General features: G+C 68.8%; 14 protein-coding genes. 9 read left to right on the forward strand and 5 right to left on the reverse strand.

Features of this window, described 5'->3' with window-relative positions; translation table 11 throughout:
- Positions 1-3 precede the first annotated feature (3 nt).
- From accC to aat, 3 genes are all read left to right on the forward strand, one after another.
- Positions 4-1350 carry an acetyl-CoA carboxylase biotin carboxylase subunit gene (gene accC, locus H5395_RS04955; RefSeq protein WP_182791412.1) on the forward strand — a complete coding sequence of 449 codons (1347 nt, stop codon included), beginning with the start codon at positions 4-6 and terminating at the stop codon, positions 1348-1350.
- Positions 1351-1442: 92 nt separating this feature from the next.
- Entirely contained in the window at positions 1443-1811 is a 369-nt protein-coding gene (locus H5395_RS04960) for a glyoxalase/bleomycin resistance/extradiol dioxygenase family protein (RefSeq protein ID WP_182791413.1), read from the forward strand.
- 106 nt (positions 1812-1917) lie between these two features.
- Positions 1918-2631, forward strand: coding sequence for a leucyl/phenylalanyl-tRNA--protein transferase (aat, locus tag H5395_RS04965; RefSeq protein ID WP_182791414.1), 714 nt, complete (start codon positions 1918-1920; stop codon positions 2629-2631).
- Here the strand turns inward: aat and H5395_RS04970 are convergent.
- From H5395_RS04970 to H5395_RS04980, 3 genes are read right to left on the reverse strand one after another with little or no spacing between them, the layout of a single operon-like run.
- Entirely contained in the window at positions 2535-3077 is a 543-nt protein-coding gene (locus H5395_RS04970) for a DUF2155 domain-containing protein (RefSeq protein ID WP_182791415.1), read from the reverse strand. The two genes, aat and H5395_RS04970, sit on opposite strands and share 97 nt — an antisense overlap.
- Complete coding sequence (locus H5395_RS04975; RefSeq protein ID WP_234450826.1) at positions 3074-3559, reverse strand: outer membrane lipid asymmetry maintenance protein MlaD; 486 nt, start codon at positions 3557-3559, stop codon at positions 3074-3076. Before H5395_RS04975 ends, H5395_RS04970 begins: the two co-directional genes overlap by 4 nt.
- A 3-nt stretch (positions 3560-3562) precedes the next feature.
- A complete protein-coding gene (locus H5395_RS04980) occupies positions 3563-3937 on the reverse strand; it encodes an NADH:ubiquinone oxidoreductase subunit NDUFA12 (protein ID WP_182791416.1) in 375 nt (124 codons plus the stop codon).
- 147 nt (positions 3938-4084) lie between these two features.
- Between H5395_RS04980 and H5395_RS04985 the strand changes: the two genes are divergently transcribed.
- Together H5395_RS04985 and H5395_RS04990 are read left to right on the forward strand one after the other, a co-directional pair.
- Positions 4085-5257 carry an NAD(P)/FAD-dependent oxidoreductase gene (locus tag H5395_RS04985; protein ID WP_370576385.1) on the forward strand — a complete coding sequence of 391 codons (1173 nt, stop codon included), beginning with the start codon at positions 4085-4087 and terminating at the stop codon, positions 5255-5257.
- Positions 5258-5426: 169 nt separating this feature from the next.
- A complete protein-coding gene (locus H5395_RS04990) occupies positions 5427-6026 on the forward strand; it encodes a d(CMP) kinase (protein ID WP_182791417.1) in 600 nt (199 codons plus the stop codon).
- 169 nt (positions 6027-6195) lie between these two features.
- Here H5395_RS04990 and H5395_RS04995 read toward each other — a convergent pair whose 3' ends face one another.
- Complete coding sequence (locus H5395_RS04995; RefSeq protein WP_182791418.1) at positions 6196-6657, reverse strand: GatB/YqeY domain-containing protein; 462 nt, start codon at positions 6655-6657, stop codon at positions 6196-6198.
- 115 nt (positions 6658-6772) lie between these two features.
- Here H5395_RS04995 and carA point away from each other — a divergent pair, with 115 nt between their 5' ends.
- Positions 6773-7924 (forward strand): glutamine-hydrolyzing carbamoyl-phosphate synthase small subunit, encoded by a 1152-nt coding sequence (carA, locus tag H5395_RS05000; RefSeq protein ID WP_182791419.1) that lies wholly within the window; start codon positions 6773-6775, stop codon positions 7922-7924.
- A 68-nt stretch (positions 7925-7992) separates the two neighbouring features.
- Entirely contained in the window at positions 7993-10053 is a 2061-nt protein-coding gene (locus H5395_RS05005) for a glycosyltransferase (RefSeq protein WP_234450824.1), read from the forward strand.
- A 41-nt stretch (positions 10054-10094) separates the two neighbouring features.
- Here H5395_RS05005 and H5395_RS05010 read toward each other — a convergent pair whose 3' ends face one another.
- Positions 10095-12956: a bifunctional [glutamine synthetase] adenylyltransferase/[glutamine synthetase]-adenylyl-L-tyrosine phosphorylase gene (locus tag H5395_RS05010; protein WP_182791420.1), complete on the reverse strand. Its 2862-nt coding sequence runs from the start codon at positions 12954-12956 to the stop codon at positions 10095-10097.
- A gap of 311 nt (positions 12957-13267) precedes the next feature.
- On the opposite strand from H5395_RS05010, the gene H5395_RS05015 reads away from it, so the two are divergent.
- Positions 13268-14086, forward strand: a complete 819-nt coding sequence (locus H5395_RS05015; RefSeq protein ID WP_182791421.1) for an arginyltransferase — start codon at positions 13268-13270, stop codon at positions 14084-14086.
- Positions 14087-14241: 155 nt separating this feature from the next.
- Positions 14242-16005: an acetolactate synthase 3 large subunit gene (locus tag H5395_RS05020; RefSeq protein ID WP_182791422.1), complete on the forward strand. Its 1764-nt coding sequence runs from the start codon at positions 14242-14244 to the stop codon at positions 16003-16005.
- Positions 16006-16008: the final 3 nt, after the last annotated feature.

The following is a 16008-nucleotide window of genomic DNA, read 5'->3' on the forward strand; positions in this document are numbered from 1 at the left end:
GCGATGTTCGACAAGATCCTGATCGCCAACCGGGGCGAGATCGCGCTGCGGGTCATCCGGGCCTGCCAGGAAATGGGCATCGCCTCGGTCGCGGTCCATTCCACCGCCGACAGCGACGCCATGCATGTCCGCATGGCCGACGAATCGATCTGCATCGGTCCGCCGCCCTCGTCCCTGTCCTACCTGTCGATGCCCGCCATCGTGTCCGCCTGCGAGATCACCGGCGCGCAGGCGATCCATCCGGGCTACGGCTTCCTGTCGGAAAACGCCCAGTTCGTGCAGATGGTCGAGGACCACGGCCTCACCTTCATCGGCCCTCGGGCGGAACATATCCGCCTGATGGGTGACAAGATCACCGCAAAGGAAACCGCCAAGGCGCTGGGCATCCCGGTCGTGCCGGGGTCCGACGGCGGCGTGCCCGATTTCGAGACCGCGCAACGGGTGGCGTCCGAGATGGGCTATCCGGTCATCATCAAGGCCACCGCCGGGGGCGGCGGGCGCGGCATGAAGGTCGCGCTGGACGAAACCGCGCTGGAAGTCGCCTTCCGCACAGCGCGGTCCGAGGCCAAGGCCGCCTTCGGCAATGACGAGGTCTATGTCGAGAAATACCTGCAGCGCCCCCGCCATATCGAGATCCAGGTTTTCGGCGACGGCCGCGGCAATGCCGTCCACCTGGGCGAGCGCGACTGTTCCCTGCAGCGCCGCCACCAGAAGGTCCTCGAGGAAGCGCCCGGCCCCGCCATCACCGCCGAGCAGCGCGACCGCATCGGCACCATCTGCGCCGACGCCATGTCGCGGCTGCAATATGCGGGCGCGGGCACCATCGAGTTCCTGTTCGAGGACGACGAGTTCTATTTCATCGAGATGAACACCCGCCTGCAGGTGGAACATCCCGTGACCGAGGCGATCTTCGGCGTCGATCTGGTGCGCGAACAGATCCGGGTCGCCGCGGGCGAGCCGATGAGCTTCCGGCAGGAGGATCTGGTGATCCGCGGTCATGCCATCGAGGCCCGGATCAACGCCGAGCGCCTGCCGAACTTCAGCCCCTGCCCCGGCCGGATCACCCAGTATCACGCGCCGGGCGGCTTGGGCGTGCGGATGGATTCCGCGATCTACGACGGCTACACGATCCCGCCCTATTACGACAGCCTGATCGCCAAGCTGATCGTCTATGGCCGCGACCGGCCCGAGGCGCTGGCCCGGCTGAACCGGGCGCTGAACGAGCTGATCGTGGACGGTGTGGACACGACCGTTCCGCTGTTCCACGAGCTGCTGCAGGAACCGGACATCCAGCGCGGCGACTATTCGATCCACTGGCTGGAACGCTGGCTGGCGCGGACCTACGGCTGACTGTCGCAGAACGGCTGGGCGCGCGGTCCTGATTGTGCACTCCGCAGGTTCCGGTCTAACCTTTGCCGGTCTTCCAGCAGAAGGACCGCGCCATGTCGTGGAAGCCGGACGGATACAGCAGCGTCAGCCCTTATCTGCATGTGCGGGACGCGGAACAGGCGCTCGCCTTCCTGCAGGCCGTCTTCGGGGCCGAACGGCTGCGGGTCATCCAGCGCGAGGGCGGCGGGATCATGCACGCCGAGGCGCGGATCGACGACAGCGTGGTGATGATGGGCGAGGTCGCCGATGCGCCCGATTCGAATGTCCATGTCTATGTGCCCGACGCGATTGCGGCTTTCCAGCGCGCACGGGATGCGGGCGGCACAGTGGTGGCGGAACCCGGACGATCCGGCGACGGCGACCTGCGCGGCGGCATCGCCGACGGGAACGGGACGGTCTGGTGGATCAGCACGCAGGATTGACAGGCTGCCGCAGGACTGTCCGGGAGGGTCCTGCAAGCGGACGGGACGCGGGCCGCATGACCGGGCCGGCAGGCGCCGGACGCTGCATCAAGGGCAGTCCGGCCCGATGCTGACCGCCCGGATGCTGCTGAAGGGATATGCCAACGGCGTCTTCCCGATGGCCTGCTCGGCGACCGACCCGCAGCTTTACTGGTTCGACCCCCCGCGCCGCGGCATCCTGCCGGTGGGACGGGTCCATGCCTCGCGCTCGCTGATCCGCAGCCTTGCCCGCGGGGGCTGGACCGCCGACGCCCGCCCCGATTTCGACGCCATCGTGGCGGCCTGCGCCGACAGGCCGGAAACCTGGATCAACGATCCCCTGCGCCGGCTATACCGCGACCTGCATGCGATCGGCCATGCCCATGCGCTAGCGGTGATGCAGGACGGCCAGCTTGCCGGCGGCATCTTCGGGGTGACGCTGGCGGGCGCGTTCTTCGGGGAAAGCATGTTCTCGACCCGAAGGGACGGGTCGAAGATGGCGCTGGTCTGGATCTCCGATCATCTGAGGCGCTGCGGCTTCACCCTGTTCGATACCCAGTATCTGACGCCGCATCTCGCCAGCATGGGGGGTGTCGAGATCAGCCGCCTGCAGTATCAGGCAAGGCTTGCCACAGCGCTGGAAAAGCCCGCCGATTTCCGTGCCCGCCCGCTGCGGCCGGTCGAATCGCTGGTGGCGAGCCTGCGTCAACCGCCGGCCTCGCCTTCCTCCTCGACCGGGGCGAAGTCGCCATCGGGACCCATGCCCTCGCCGCCCTCTGGCCCGGCGGTGTCGGGCTCATAGGTGAGGTCGGGCCGCGTCAGCCCGGTGCCGTCGTTGCAGGACACAACCCAGACATCATACCGCGCGTCATCCAGCGCCGACATGGCGGGGGACGAGGCGATCATCCAGCCGGTGAACAGCGCCCTGCGGCTGCGCCGATCGGTGATGGTCAGTTGCGCAAAGGCATCCGATTCGGGATCGGCCGCGGGATAGCGGCATTCACCCAGCCGCACCTCCAGCCGCCCGAAGGTGACGGAATCGCCCACGGCCAGCGGCAGGTCGGTGCTTTGCCCCGACACCTTGTCGAGCGCCCGCAGCAGCGCCCCTTCGCCGCGGTCGATCTGGCCCTCGATCAGCGGGGCCACGGTTTCGGCGCGGGTTCCGGGGGCGATGTCGGTATTGCTGCGGCTCTGGGCGAAGGCCGGAGCGGCGGCAAGCAGCGCCAGCGCCAGTGCGGCGCGAATCACGGCAGAGCCTCTGACACGGGGCCGGACCCTGCATCGCTCGCCTGCGCGTCCACGAATTTCATCATCAGCCCCAGCAGGCTGACCGCGCCCTGCACGTCCTCGATCTCGTCGCCGGGGGCAAGCGTCTCGACCGCCCCCCCGGGCCGCAGTTCGATATAGGCACCGCCCAGCAGCCCGTCCGACTGGATCAGCGCGGCGCTGTCCACGGGCAGTTCGATGCTTTGGGGCACCCGCAGCTCGGCCTCGGCGTAATAGGTCTGGGGATTCAGCCGCACGTCGGCCACGCGGCCCACGCGGACGCCAGCCAGGCGGATCTCGGTCCCGCGCTCGACGCCGTCCACGTTCGGGAAGGCCGCGACCAGCGGATAGGTGCCCTGCCCGCGCTGATCCCAGCCGCCCATGGACCAGGCAAGGAATCCCGCCGCGACCGCAAGGACGGCCGCGCCGACCAGCAGCTCGGCCTTTTCGGCGGAACCCGTCACCGGCTACTCGGGCTGCCAGGCGTCGTAGTCGCGCCGGGGCACAGGCTCGGCCCGGTAAAGCGAGCCATCCGGGTGATAGGCGGCGTCGGTGCCGGTGCGGTTCGGCACATGGGGCTTTTCCCAGGGCTTCCGGGGCAGCGGGACGCGGTTCGGCGGGTCGTCATAGGTAAAGGTCAGCCAGCCGCGCCACTCGGGCGGAACCCGGCTCGCCTCGGCCTCGCCGTTGTAGATGACCCAGCGCCGCTTGCCGCCGGGCGTCTGGTAATAGATATTGCCCTGCTCGTCCTCGCCCACCTTCGTGCCGAAACGCGAGGTCCAGACCTGGGTGCCCAGCGTCTGGCCGTTCCACCAGGTCAGCAGGCGATCGACGATCCACATGGGGCAACTCCGCTTGGGCGCAATCCGGGTTTCCGTATCGCGCATCCCCGGCCCGAGGTCCAGCGCCTTGCGCCATCGTGAAGCACCTTGCGCGGGGCGTGGCCTTGGGCAAAACCTGCGGCGGAGTTGCAAGGCAGGGGCAGGATCGTGACCGAAGTTCTGATTGCGGGCGGCGCGGTGATGGGCGCCTCGGTCGCTTTCTGGCTGACCCGGCTGGACCCCGGCATCCGCGTGACCGTGGTGGAACCCGACCCCAGCTACGCCACCAGTTCCACTGCGCTGTCGGCGGCAGGCATCCGTTCGCAGTTCACCAACGAGGTGAATGTCGCGATCAGCCGCTTCGGGATCGAGTTCATCCGCGACTTCGCGCGCTGGACCGGGCCTGCGGGCGAGATCCCCGACCTCGGGCTGCGCGAGAACGGCTACCTGTTCCTGACCGGCACCGAGACGGGCGCGGTCCAGCTTGAAAATCTTGCCGCCATGCAGCGCGGGCTTGGGGCCTCGACCGAGGTGCTGGACCGGATGGGGCTGGCGGCACGCTTTCCATGGATGCAGCTTGACGACATCGTGGCGGGCGCTTTCGGGCCGCGGGACGAGGGCTTCTTCGACAACATGGGCCTGCTGTCGGGAATGAAGAACGCCGCGCGGGCGGCTGGCGCGGCCTGGCTGACCGACCGCGTGCTGCGGTTCCAGCGTAATGGCGACCGCATCCTTGCGGCGGAACTGGAAAAGGGCGGGCGGCGGCAGGCCGATGTCTTCGTGAACTGCGCGGGGCCGCGGGCTGCGGGACTGATGCGGTCGATGGGCCTCGACCTGCCGGTCGAGCCGCGCAAGCGCACGATCTTCGTGGTCGATGCGCCCGCCGCCCGACACCCGGATGCGCCGCTGGTCATCGACCCCTCGGGCATCTGGATGCGCCCCGAGCATGGCCAGTGGCTGGCGGCCACGGTTCCCGCGACCGACGGCCCCTGCGACGAGGACGACTTCGTGCCCCAGTCGGAACTGTGGGAGGATCACGTCTGGCCCGCCCTTTACGCCCGCGCCGAGGGCTTCGGCGCCGCCCGGGTGATCCGTGAATGGGCCGGGCATTATGCCTTCAACACGCTGGACCAGAACGCGATTATCGGCCGCAACCCGCAGGTGCCCAATCTCTACCACGCAAACGGCTTCTCGGGCCACGGGCTGCAGCAGGCCCCCGCCGTGGGCCGGGGCATTGCCGAGCAGATCGTACATGGCGATTGGGTGACGCTGGACCTCTCGCCCCTGGGTGTGCAGCGGGTGCTGGACGGCCAGCCCTTTGCCGAGGCGGCGATCGTCTGATCGCGCCCGCCGCATCCCCTGCCCTGCCCCCAAAGCTTTTTCCTTGCGGGCCTGTCCCAAGGGAACGCGCCGCTTCCAGCGACGGAAAGGCACGGCCCGAGCTGCCGGCCCCCGCTTTCCTGACGCGCCCGCCTGTGGCAAGAGGCCCCGACCCCGAAGGAGAGACGCCATGCCATTCACTATCGCCATCGACGGGCCGGCCGCTTCCGGCAAGGGCACCATCGCGCGGGCGCTGGCGGAACGATTCGGCTTCCTGCATCTGGACACCGGCCTGCTTTATCGCGCCGTGGGTGCGCTGGGGGGCGAACCCGTCCACGCCGCCAAGGGCCTGACCCCCGAGGACCTGCTTCGCCCCGGGTTGCGCAGCGCCGAGGCGGGACAGGCCGCCTCTCGCGTCGCCGCGATCCCCGAGGTCCGCGCCGCCCTTGTCGATTTCCAGCGCCGCTTTGCCGCGCAGGAGCCCGGCGCGGTGCTGGACGGGCGCGACATCGGCACGGTGATCTGCCCCGGCGCTCAGGTGAAGCTGTATGTCGTGGCCGCGGACGAGACCCGCGCCGCGCGCCGCGCGGCAGAGCTTGGCGTCGATCCGGCCGAGATGCTGATGCAACTGCGCGAACGCGACGCCCGCGACGCGGCCCGCGACACCGCCCCCCTGCGCGCTGCACCGGACGCGGTTATGCTGGACACGACCGAACTGAGCATTGACCAAGCCGTCGCGCGGGCCGTTGCACTGGTCGAGGAGCGCCTGTCAGTTCAACCGGCAACGTAGCCTGCGCGCCAAGGCACCGTCTCACTGGTCCGACAGCCTGCAGGTTGCCTGCTGGGCACGCACCCTGCCGTCCGGCGGAGGTTGGATACCTGCTTCCCCCTAGTTTTTCTTCGCTCAAATATCCCCGGGATTGTCGTATACGACGATGGGGGCAGCGCCGCCGGCCTCATCACCCCATCAGCCGCGCCTTGACCAACGCGCCGGCCGCGCCAAAGTCCATCTGCCCGGCATGGCGTTCCCGCAGGGCACCCATGACGCGGCCCATGTCCCGCACGCCGGTCGCGCCCAGGTCCGCGATGACCGAGGCGATCCCCGCCTCGACCTCATCGGCCGACAACTGGCGCGGCAGGAATTCCTGGATGATGCCGATCTCGGCCTGTTCGCGCTCGGCCAGTTCCAGCCGGCCGCCCTCCTCGTAGGCCCGGGCCGATTCCTGCCGCTGCTTGACCATCCGCGACAGCAGCGCGACCACGTCATCCTCGGTCAGTGCGCCCTTGCCGTCCTCGCCCCGCTGGGCGATCTCGCGGTCCTTGATCGCCGCCCCGATCAGCCGCAGGGTGGACAGCCGCAACTGGTCGCGGGCCTTCATCGCCTCTTTCGTCGCGGTCTGAATACGCTCGCGCAGGTCCATGTCATGCCTCTCCTTGATTCCCGTCACGCTTGCCCCCGTGCCACCCGCCGGTCAAGCAGCCTTGACCCCAGCGGCCGCTTCCCCTAGCTCTCGCCCGATTTTCCGGGGGTTCGAGATGGAACAGAAACCGACCGCGTGCCTGGCCTTGGCAGACGGGACGATCTTCTATGGCCGAGGCTTCGGTGCGACGGGCGAGGTGGTGGCCGAGCTGGTCTTCAACACCGCCATGACCGGCTATCAGGAGATCATGACCGACCCCAGCTATGCAGCTCAGGTCGTGACCTTCACCTTCCCCCATATCGGCAACACCGGCGTGACGCCGGAAGATGACGAATCCGCCGATCCGGTCGCCGCCGGCATCGTGGTCAAATGGGACCCGACCGAGCCCTCGAACTGGCGCGCGGCCTCGGATCTGGCCCAATGGATGGAACGGCGCGGCCGCATCGGGATCGGCGGGGTGGACACCCGCCGCCTGACCCGCGCGATCCGTCAGCAGGGAGCGCCGCATGTGGTGCTGGCCCATGACCCCGAGGGGCGCTTCGACATTGAGGCGATGGTCGCCCGCGCCCGCGGATGGTCGGGCCTCGTCGGCATGGACCTCGCGCGCGAGGTCAGCACCGCCCAGAGCTATCGCTGGGACGAGGGGATGTGGCGCTGGCCCGGCAGCTTCGGGACCGGGCGCCCCGGAAAGCCGCTGCGCGTCGTGGCGCTGGATTACGGCGCCAAGCGGAACCTCCTGCGCTCGCTGGCCGAATCCGGGGCAGACGTGACCGTCCTGCCCGCCACCGCCACCGCCGAGGAGGTGCTGGCCCATGACCCCGAGGGCGTGTTCCTGTCGAACGGCCCCGGCGACCCGGCGGCGACCGGGGAATATGCGGTGCCGATGATCCAGAAGCTGCTGGAACGCGACCTGCCGATCTTCGGCATCTGCCTCGGCCACCAGATGCTGGCGCTGGCGCTGGGGGCGAAGACCGTCAAGATGAGCCACGGCCACCATGGCGCGAACCATCCCGTGCGCGACAAGGAAAGCGGCAAGGTCGAGATCACCTCGATGAACCACGGCTTCGCGGTGGACGCCCAGACCCTGCCCGAGGGCGTGATCGAGACGCATGTCAGCCTGTTCGACGGGTCCAACTGCGGGCTGAAGCTGGACGGCCGCCCGGTCTTCTCGGTCCAGTATCATCCCGAGGCGAGCCCCGGACCGCAGGACAGCGCCCATCTGTTTGAACGTTTCGCCGAAGCCATGCGCGAGCGGCGGCAGGGCTGAGGCCTTGTTAACGGCAACTTAAGCATTCCGGGTGATCAGGGAGGCGATCCTGCCGCCCCGAGGTGCCTGTGTCCGTTACGCCGATTCGCCGCCAGCAGCCCGGACCCGCCGATCCGGCGGAGCGCGCGCAGGGGCCGCTCTGGCCACGCGCCGCCCGCCCCGACGACCGGCCGAGCGCTGGGACCGGCAAGCCTGCCGATCGGACGCTGGGGCAGATCCTGCTGGACGATGGCGCCGTCGATCCGGGCAATCTGCTGCAGGCCGTGATGCTGCAGCGCCCGGAAGCCGCGCGGCTCAGCGAGATTCTTCTGGCACGCGGCTGGGTCACGCCGCAGGCGCTGACGCTTGCCTTGTCGAAGCAGTGGCGGACCTCGGCCATCGACCTTGCCGCCCTGCCGCCCGACGCGCGCCTGATTGACCGGGCGGGTGCCGACTGGTGCCTGGCGCAGGGCGTGGTGCCATGGCGGCGGACAGGCGGCGTCACCTTCGTCGCCGCCGCATGGCCCGAGAGGTTCGAAAGCATCCGCGGGCGGCTGGAATCGCGGCTCGGCCCGGTGCGGATGCTGCTGGGAACCGGGCAGGACTGCACCGAGGCGCTGCTGGCCGCCCGCCGCACCGCGCTGATCCGGCAGGCCGAGACCTGCGTTCCGCCGGAACTGAGCTGCCGCACCCGCAACGAGGCCCGGCTGGGGCGCATCCTGCTGGTGCTGATGGGCGCGCTGACGCTGGGGCTGTGGCTTGCGCCGGTGATGGTGCTGGCGCTGGTCAGCCTGGTCGCCATTGCCACCCTTGTGGCGACGACGGCGCTGAAGGCGCTGGCCTTCCGCGCGACCCTGCGCGGTCTGCGCGAGGCCGATCCGGTGGATGGGGCCGGGATCGAGTGGAAGTGGCCGGTGATCTCGGTCATGGTGCCGATGTTCCGCGAGGAGAACATCGCTGACCGCCTCATCGGCCGCCTCGCCCGGCTGACCTACCCGCGCGAACTGACCGACATCCTGCTGGTGGTCGAGGAAACCGACTCCGTCACCCGCAACGCGCTGTCGGGGGTGAAACTGCCGTTCTGGATGCGCGTCGTGACCGTTCCCGACGGGCCGATCCGCACCAAGCCGCGGGCGCTGAACTATGCCCTGAACTTCTGCCGGGGCGAGATCATCGGCGTCTGGGATGCCGAGGACCGGCCCGAGCCGGACCAGTTGCAGAAGGTCGCCCGCCAGCTGCATTTCGCCCCGCCCGCCGTCGCCTGCGTGCAGGGGGCGCTGGATTTCTACAACCCGCGCACCAACTGGCTCGCGCGCTGCTTCACGCTGGAATATTCGGCCTGGTTCCGGGGCGTGCTGCCGGGGATCGCGCAGATGGGGCTGGTGGTGCCGCTGGGCGGAACGACCTTCTTTATCCGCCGCGCGGCGCTGGATCATGCGGGCGGCTGGGACGGCTGGAACGTCACCGAGGACGCGGATCTCGGCGTCCGCCTGGCGCGGCTCGGCTATCGGACAGAGATGGTCGCCACGACCACGCATGAAGAGGCGAACTGCCGGCCTGTCCCTTGGGTCAAGCAGCGCTCGCGCTGGCTCAAGGGCTTTGCGATGACCTGGGGCGTGCATATGCGATCCCCGGGGCGGCTGGTGCGCGAGATCGGGTTCTGGCCCGCCATCGGCTTTCACCTGCAGATGTTCGCCACCGTCCAGCAGTTCCTTCTGGCGCCCGTGCTGTGGAGCTTCTGGCTGCTGACGCTTGGCTATGGCCACCCGCTTGGACCCTTGGTCGAGGGTTGGTTGGGCACTGTCGTGATCGCAAGTTTTCTTCTGTCCGAGGCGCTGAACGCGGTCGTGGCGATCTGGGCCGTGCGCCGGACCCATCCGGGGCTGATGCCCTGGGCACCGACGTTGTATTTCTATTTTCCGCTGGCTTGCCTCGCGGCATGGAAGGCGGCCTATGAGATCGTCGCCAAGCCGTTCTACTGGGACAAGACCACGCACGGGGTCTTCGACCATGCGGCCGATGACTTGGATGGCACGGCGGAGGTGGCGCCGGACGGGTCACTGGTGCCGATCCTTGGCGCGGTCACGGACCAGCCCGGCCCGGCATCTTCTGCTGCCGCCTCGATCCGCATCACCGGCGTGATCGGGTGAGGCCGGACGGACAGGATCGGCCAAGGGCCGGTTTCCGGCCGTCAGCCCTCGCCCTCGGCGCCGGACAGGGCGTCGATGATCCGTCCCGCCGCATCCACATGAGCGTCCAGCCGCGTGGAAAGCTCGTCAAGCGTCCGGCAACCCGTTTCGCGCAGCAGGAAATCCTGCCCGCCCCGGCCAAGGGCCTCCATGTCCAGCGGGCGCTCGGTCAGCAGGCGGCCCGCGCAATGCAGCCGCCACAGGAAGCGGTGCGCCTGCGCCAGCGCGTCGGCATCCTCGGCGCCGATCAGCCCCGCCTTGCGGCCCGCCCGCAACTGCATGGCCGCGCCGCGGGAGGCCGAGGCGGCACGCAGAGCCAGGGACTGCGCGAACAGTTCGATGTCCTGCAGCCGGCCGCGGCCGATCTTGGCTTCCCACCGCCCATCCGGGGCCTTGGCGGCGAAGATGCGCTGCCGCATGGCAAGAAGATCCGGCAGCACCCGCGGATCGCTGCCCCGCGCCGCAAGGATCTCAAGCCGCAGGGCCTCCAGCCGGACTGCGAGCGGGCGCGTGTCCGAGGCGCCCGGCTCGTCCGCCCCCTGCCCCGCAAGGGCGCCGGAGGTCACGGCAACCACCCTCGCCCGCGTCAGGGCCAGATGCTCCCATGTCCAGGCCTCGTGCATCTGATAGCCGCGGAACGAATCAAGCCCTGTCGCGACCGGTCCCTGCCGCCCCGAGGGACGCAGGCGCATGTCCACCTCATAAAGCCGCCCGGCTGCGGTGGGCGCGGTCACGGCCGTCAGAAGCGCTTGGGTCAGCCGGGCATAATAGGGCCGTGTCGCCAAGGGCTTCGGCCCCTTGGAACCTTCGGCGTCCGCCGCGTCGTAGATCACGATCAGGTCGAGGTCCGAGGCGGCATTGAGCTGCCGCGCCCCCAGCGAGCCCATACCCAGCACCGCCGCCCCGTGGCCCGGGGGCGGCCCGTGCCTGCGCGCGAACTCGGCCGCGACCAGCGGCGACAGCGCCGCCAGCGCGGCATCGGCGATGTCGGCGTAATGCTGGCCTGCCTCCTCGGCCTCGATCAGCCCGCGCAGATGATGGACGCCGATGCGGAACTGCCATTCATGCGCCCAGCGCCGCGCCGCATCCAGGGCGCGCTCGTATCCGCCCTCGGGCGCGGCCATCGTGCGGTCGAGCGTCTCGGACAGCATCGACCGCAGCGACCCCGCGCCGGGCCACGGCGCGAAGAAGCTGCCCGCGATCACCGCGTCCAGCACCTCGGGGTGGCGGGCGAGATGAGCCGCGAGCCCCGGCGAGGTCGCGCAGATGTCGCCCAGAAGATCGATCAGCGAGGGATTCGATTCGAACATCGAGAAAAGCTGCACCCCGGCGGGAAGCCCCCGCAAGAAGCTGTCAAAGCGGCCCAGCGCCTCGTCGGGCCGCCCGGCGCGGAAAAGGCTCGTCAGCACGCGCGGCTCGATCCGGGCGAAGACCTGCCGGGCGCGGGCGGATCGCAGGGCGGGATAGCTTTGCCAGCCATCGACCAGCGCCGCCTGATCGTAGCCGAGGTCGGGCCGGGCGTCGCCGGTCCCGCCCGGCTGGAAGAAGTCGCCCGCAAGTTCCTCGACGCGCTGCAGGCGCTGTTCCAGCCGAGCGCACCAGGCATCCGTGTTGGATGCGCCGCACAGGTGAACGACCGGCGCGACCCCTTCAGGCATCGCGGGCACCGCATGGGTCTGGGCGTCATTGACCATCTGGATGCGATGCTCGATCTCGCGGTGCTCGCGGTAATGCGCGGCAAGCTCGGCGGCGACCTCGGGCGGAATCCATTCCTTTTCAGCCAGCGCCACCAAAGCATCGACCGTGCGGCGCGCGCGCAGGTCGGGGTCGCGCCCGCCCGCGATCAGTTGGCGGGTCTGGGCGAAGAACTCGATCTCGCGGATGCCGCCGCGGCCAAGTTTGAGATCGTGCCCGGCGGCGCGAATGCCACCGTGCAGGCCCTTGTGGTCGCGGATGCGGCGGCGCATCTCGTGCGTGTCCTCGACGGTGGCGAAATCGAGATGCCGCCGCCAGACAAAGGGACGCAGCGCATCCAGGAACCGCTGCCCGGCGGCCAGATCGCCCGCGCAGGGCCGGGCCTTGATAAAGGCGGCGCGTTCCCAACTGCGGCCCTCAGCCTCGTAATAGGTCAGGGCGGCGGTGGCCGAGATGCAGACCGGCGTCACCGATGCGTCGGGCCGCAGCCGCAGGTCGGTGCGGAAGACATAACCATGCGCGGTCAGGTCGGACAGGGTGGCGGCGGCCTTGCGGGTGGCGCGGATCAGCGCCGCGCGGACCTCGTGCTGGTCATTGGCCGCATAGGCGGCATCGTCGTAAAGGACGATCAGGTCGATGTCCGAGGAATAGTTCAGCTCGCGCGCGCCCATCTTGCCCATCGCCAGCGCGAAGATCCCCGCCACCTCGGGCGCGGCATCGGCCAGCGGGGGGGGCAGCTTGCCCCGTCGCGTCTCGTCGGCGACATGGGCGCGCAGGGCAAGGTCGGTCGCGGCGTCGGCAAGATCGGTCAGCGCGCCGGTCACCTCGTCCAGCGTCCATACCCCGCCCAGATCGGCCAGTGCCGCATAAAGCGCGACCCGCCGCTTGGCCTGCCGCAGCGCCGGGTCAAGCTGGGCCGGAGGCAGCGCATCGAAGCCCGCGGTTTCGGCCACCACCAGCGCGTCAGGGGCCGGGTCGCGGGCCAGTGCCTCGGAAAGCCAAGGCGCCTCACGCTCGATCAGCCCCGCCAGATAGGGGCTGGATCCGGCCGCACCGCAGAGAAGGCCGGTGAGCTTGGGGTCGTTCGTGGACAGATGCGCGGCGGTAGCCTTGCCGCGCGCGTGGTCGGTCGGAAGCGGAAGGCGGGTGATGCGCCGGGCGAAACTCATGCCCCGACCCTAGAGCGGCGGGGGCCATCGTCAATGCGGCAAGCGGCGCTGGCAGTTGTGCAGGACCGGCGATCCGACCGCCGTGCAGCCGCGCTTGCCCTCATCCTGCGAAGGCGACTGGAAATCCGCGCGCAAACCCATATGTCGTGGCGTATGATCGTGACGGGTTGCGCTTGGCGCGCCCGGTTTCTGTTGCTACCGTCCTTCCATTCCAGGTCCTTCGCGAAGATCCGGCTGCCGCGCATGCTTTCCTTCCCCGTCCGCCATCCCGGCCTTGCGAATGACCCGGCCCAGAACCGGCGGGGCGGGTGATGCGGCACACCCCTTCCAGTGCGCCGCAGTTCTATGTCACGGCCCCGCAGCCCTGCCCCTACCTGCACGGTCGGGCCGAGCGGAAGCTGTTCACGGCGCTCACAGGCGACCGCGCGCGCGAGTTGAACAACGCCCTGTCGCGCCAAGGCTTCCGGCGATCGCAGAATGTCGTCTACCGGCCCAGTTGCGAAAGCTGCGTGGCCTGCATGTCGGCGCGCATCCGGGTCCGCGACTTCCAGCCCAGCCGCAGCCAAGGCCGGGTGCTGAAGCGCAACAAGGGGCTTGCGCGCCTCGGCACAAGCGCCTGGGCGACCGAAGAACAGTTCGAGCTGTTCCGCCGCTATCTCGACCACCGCCATGCGGACGGCGGCATGGCCGACATGGACATTTTCGAGTTCGCCGCGATGATCGAGGAAACGCCGGTCCGCACCCGCGTCTTCGAATATCGCGACGCCGGAAGCAGTCCGGCCGAGGCCCCCTTGTCGGCGGTCTGCCTGACCGACATCCTCGATGACGGCCTCAGCCTCGTCTACAGCTTCTACGACCCGATGCGCGTGGCCGACAGTCTCGGCTCGTTCATGATCCTCGATCATGTCGCGATGGCGCGCGAGGCCGGGCTACCCTACGTCTACCTGGGCTACTGGGTGCCGGGCAGCCGCAAGATGGCTTACAAGGCCGGGTTCAGCGCGCTGGAGATCCACAAGGGCGGCGTCTGGCAGGACATCGGCCGCCCCGAGGATCACGAGGGCGAGACGCATCCGCTGTCGATCGACCCCATCGTGGAACAGGTCGCCCGGATTCACCTGCCGCAGGAATGACATCCAAAGGCAACGAAAGATTATTTCGTTTTCCCATGATCGGCAGACATTTTTCTTTGCGGCCATTGACGCTTGCTGCGGTGCCATCTAGCTTGCGGCGGCGCAGCAGAGCAGTCTGCCCTGCCGCAGGTTTTCCGCGAACAAGGGGGTCGGAAATGTCCCGAAGCATGACGGGTGCAAGAATGGTGGTCGAGGCGCTGAGGGATCAGGGCGTCGATACCGTATTCGGCTATCCCGGCGGCGCGGTCCTTCCGATCTATGACGAGATTTTCCAGCAGAACGACATCAAGCACATCCTCGTCCGCCATGAACAGGGCGCCGTCCACATGGCCGAGGGCTATGCGCGCTCCACCGGCAAGCCCGGCGTGGTGCTGGTGACCTCGGGTCCCGGCGCGACCAACGCGGTGACGGGGCTGACCGACGCGCTGATGGATTCGATCCCGCTTGTGGTGCTGTCGGGGCAGGTTCCGACCTTCATGATCGGCACCGATGGGTTCCAGGAGGCCGATACGGTCGGCATCACCCGTCCCTGCACCAAGCACAACTGGCTGGTGAAGGACACCGACAGCCTAGCCGGGACGCTGCACCGCGCCTTCCACGTGGCGACCTCGGGTCGGCCGGGGCCGGTGCTGATCGACATCCCCAAGGACGTGCAGTTCGCGACCGGCACCTATGTCGGCCCGAAGCAGATCGAGCCCGCGCGCTATCAGCCGCCCCGCAAGGGCGACATCGGGGCGATCACCCGGCTGGCCGAACTGATCGAGCGCGCCGAGCGGCCGATCTTCTACACCGGCGGCGGCGTCATCAACTCGGGTCCTGCAGCGAGCCAGTTGCTGACGGAACTGGTGGATGCGACGGGTTTCCCCGTCACCTCGACGCTGATGGGCCTGGGGGCCTATCCGGCCAGCGGGAAAAGCTGGCTGGGAATGCTGGGGATGCACGGCCTTTACGAGGCCAACATGGCCATGCACGGCTGTGACCTGATGATCAACCTCGGCGCCCGCTTCGACGACCGGATCACCGGGCGGATCGCGGATTTCTCGCCCGGCTCGGTCAAGGTTCATGTCGATATCGACCCCAGCAGCATCAACAAGGTCATCCGCGTGGACCTGCCCATCATCGGCGACGTGGGCCATGTGCTGGAAGACCTGCTGAAGATCTGGAAGTCGCGCGGCCGCAAGACCAACCCCGCCGTGCAGCAGTGGTGGGCGCAGATCGAGCAATGGCGGGCCAAGGACTGCCTGAGCTATCGCAACTCCGACAGCCTCATCAAGCCGCAATACGCGATGCAGCGGCTTGATGCGCTGACCAGGGACCACGACCGCTACATCACCACCGAGGTCGGCCAGCACCAGATGTGGGCGGCGCAATACCTGAACTTCGAGGGGCCGAACCGCTGGATGACAAGCGGAGGGCTGGGGACCATGGGCTATGGCCTGCCCGCGTCCATCGGCGTGCAGGTGGCGCATCCCGATGCGCTGGTCATCAACGTCGCGGGCGATGCAAGCTGGCTGATGAACATGCAGGAAATGGGGACGGCCATCCAGTTCCGCGCGCCCGTCAAGCAGTTCATCCTGAACAACGAGCGCCTTGGCATGGTGCGCCAGTGGCAGCAGCTTCTGCATGGCGAGCGCTACAGCCAGTCCTGGAGCGAGAGCCTGCCCGATTTCGTGAAGCTGGCCGAGGCCTTCGGCTGCAAGGGCCGGCAGGTCAGCGATCCGGCGGATCTGGACGACGCGATCCGCGAGATGATCGACTATGACGGGCCTTTCATCCTGGACGTGCTGGTGGAAAAGCACGAGAACTGCTTCCCGATGATCCCCTCGGGCAAGCCGCATAACGAGATGCTGCTGGGCGACCAGGAGGCGGCCGAAGACATCGGCACCGCCATCCAGTCCGACGGCGCGGTTCTGGTGTAAGGG

Origin of the sequence: Paracoccus sp. MC1854, assembly GCF_014164635.1 — a bacterium.
Classification (GTDB): domain Bacteria; phylum Pseudomonadota; class Alphaproteobacteria; order Rhodobacterales; family Rhodobacteraceae; genus Paracoccus.

Excerpts from the sequence above, each read along its gene's own strand:
- accC (WP_182791412.1), top strand. The coding sequence starts at position 4 with ATGTTCGACAAGATCCTGATCGCCAACCGGGGCGAGATCGCGCTGCGG.
- H5395_RS04960 (WP_182791413.1), top strand. The coding sequence starts at position 1,443 with ATGTCGTGGAAGCCGGACGGATACAGCAGCGTCAGCCCTTATCTGCAT.
- aat (WP_182791414.1), top strand. The coding sequence starts at position 1,918 with ATGCTGACCGCCCGGATGCTGCTGAAGGGATATGCCAACGGCGTCTTC.
- H5395_RS04980 (WP_182791416.1), bottom strand. The coding sequence starts at position 3,937 with ATGTGGATCGTCGATCGCCTGCTGACCTGGTGGAACGGCCAGACGCTG.
- H5395_RS04990 (WP_182791417.1), top strand. The coding sequence starts at position 5,427 with ATGCCATTCACTATCGCCATCGACGGGCCGGCCGCTTCCGGCAAGGGC.
- H5395_RS04995 (WP_182791418.1), bottom strand. The coding sequence starts at position 6,657 with ATGGACCTGCGCGAGCGTATTCAGACCGCGACGAAAGAGGCGATGAAG.
- carA (WP_182791419.1), top strand. The coding sequence starts at position 6,773 with ATGGAACAGAAACCGACCGCGTGCCTGGCCTTGGCAGACGGGACGATC.
- H5395_RS05010 (WP_182791420.1), bottom strand. The coding sequence starts at position 12,956 with ATGAGTTTCGCCCGGCGCATCACCCGCCTTCCGCTTCCGACCGACCAC.
- H5395_RS05015 (WP_182791421.1), top strand. The coding sequence starts at position 13,268 with ATGCGGCACACCCCTTCCAGTGCGCCGCAGTTCTATGTCACGGCCCCG.
- H5395_RS05020 (WP_182791422.1), top strand. The coding sequence starts at position 14,242 with ATGTCCCGAAGCATGACGGGTGCAAGAATGGTGGTCGAGGCGCTGAGG.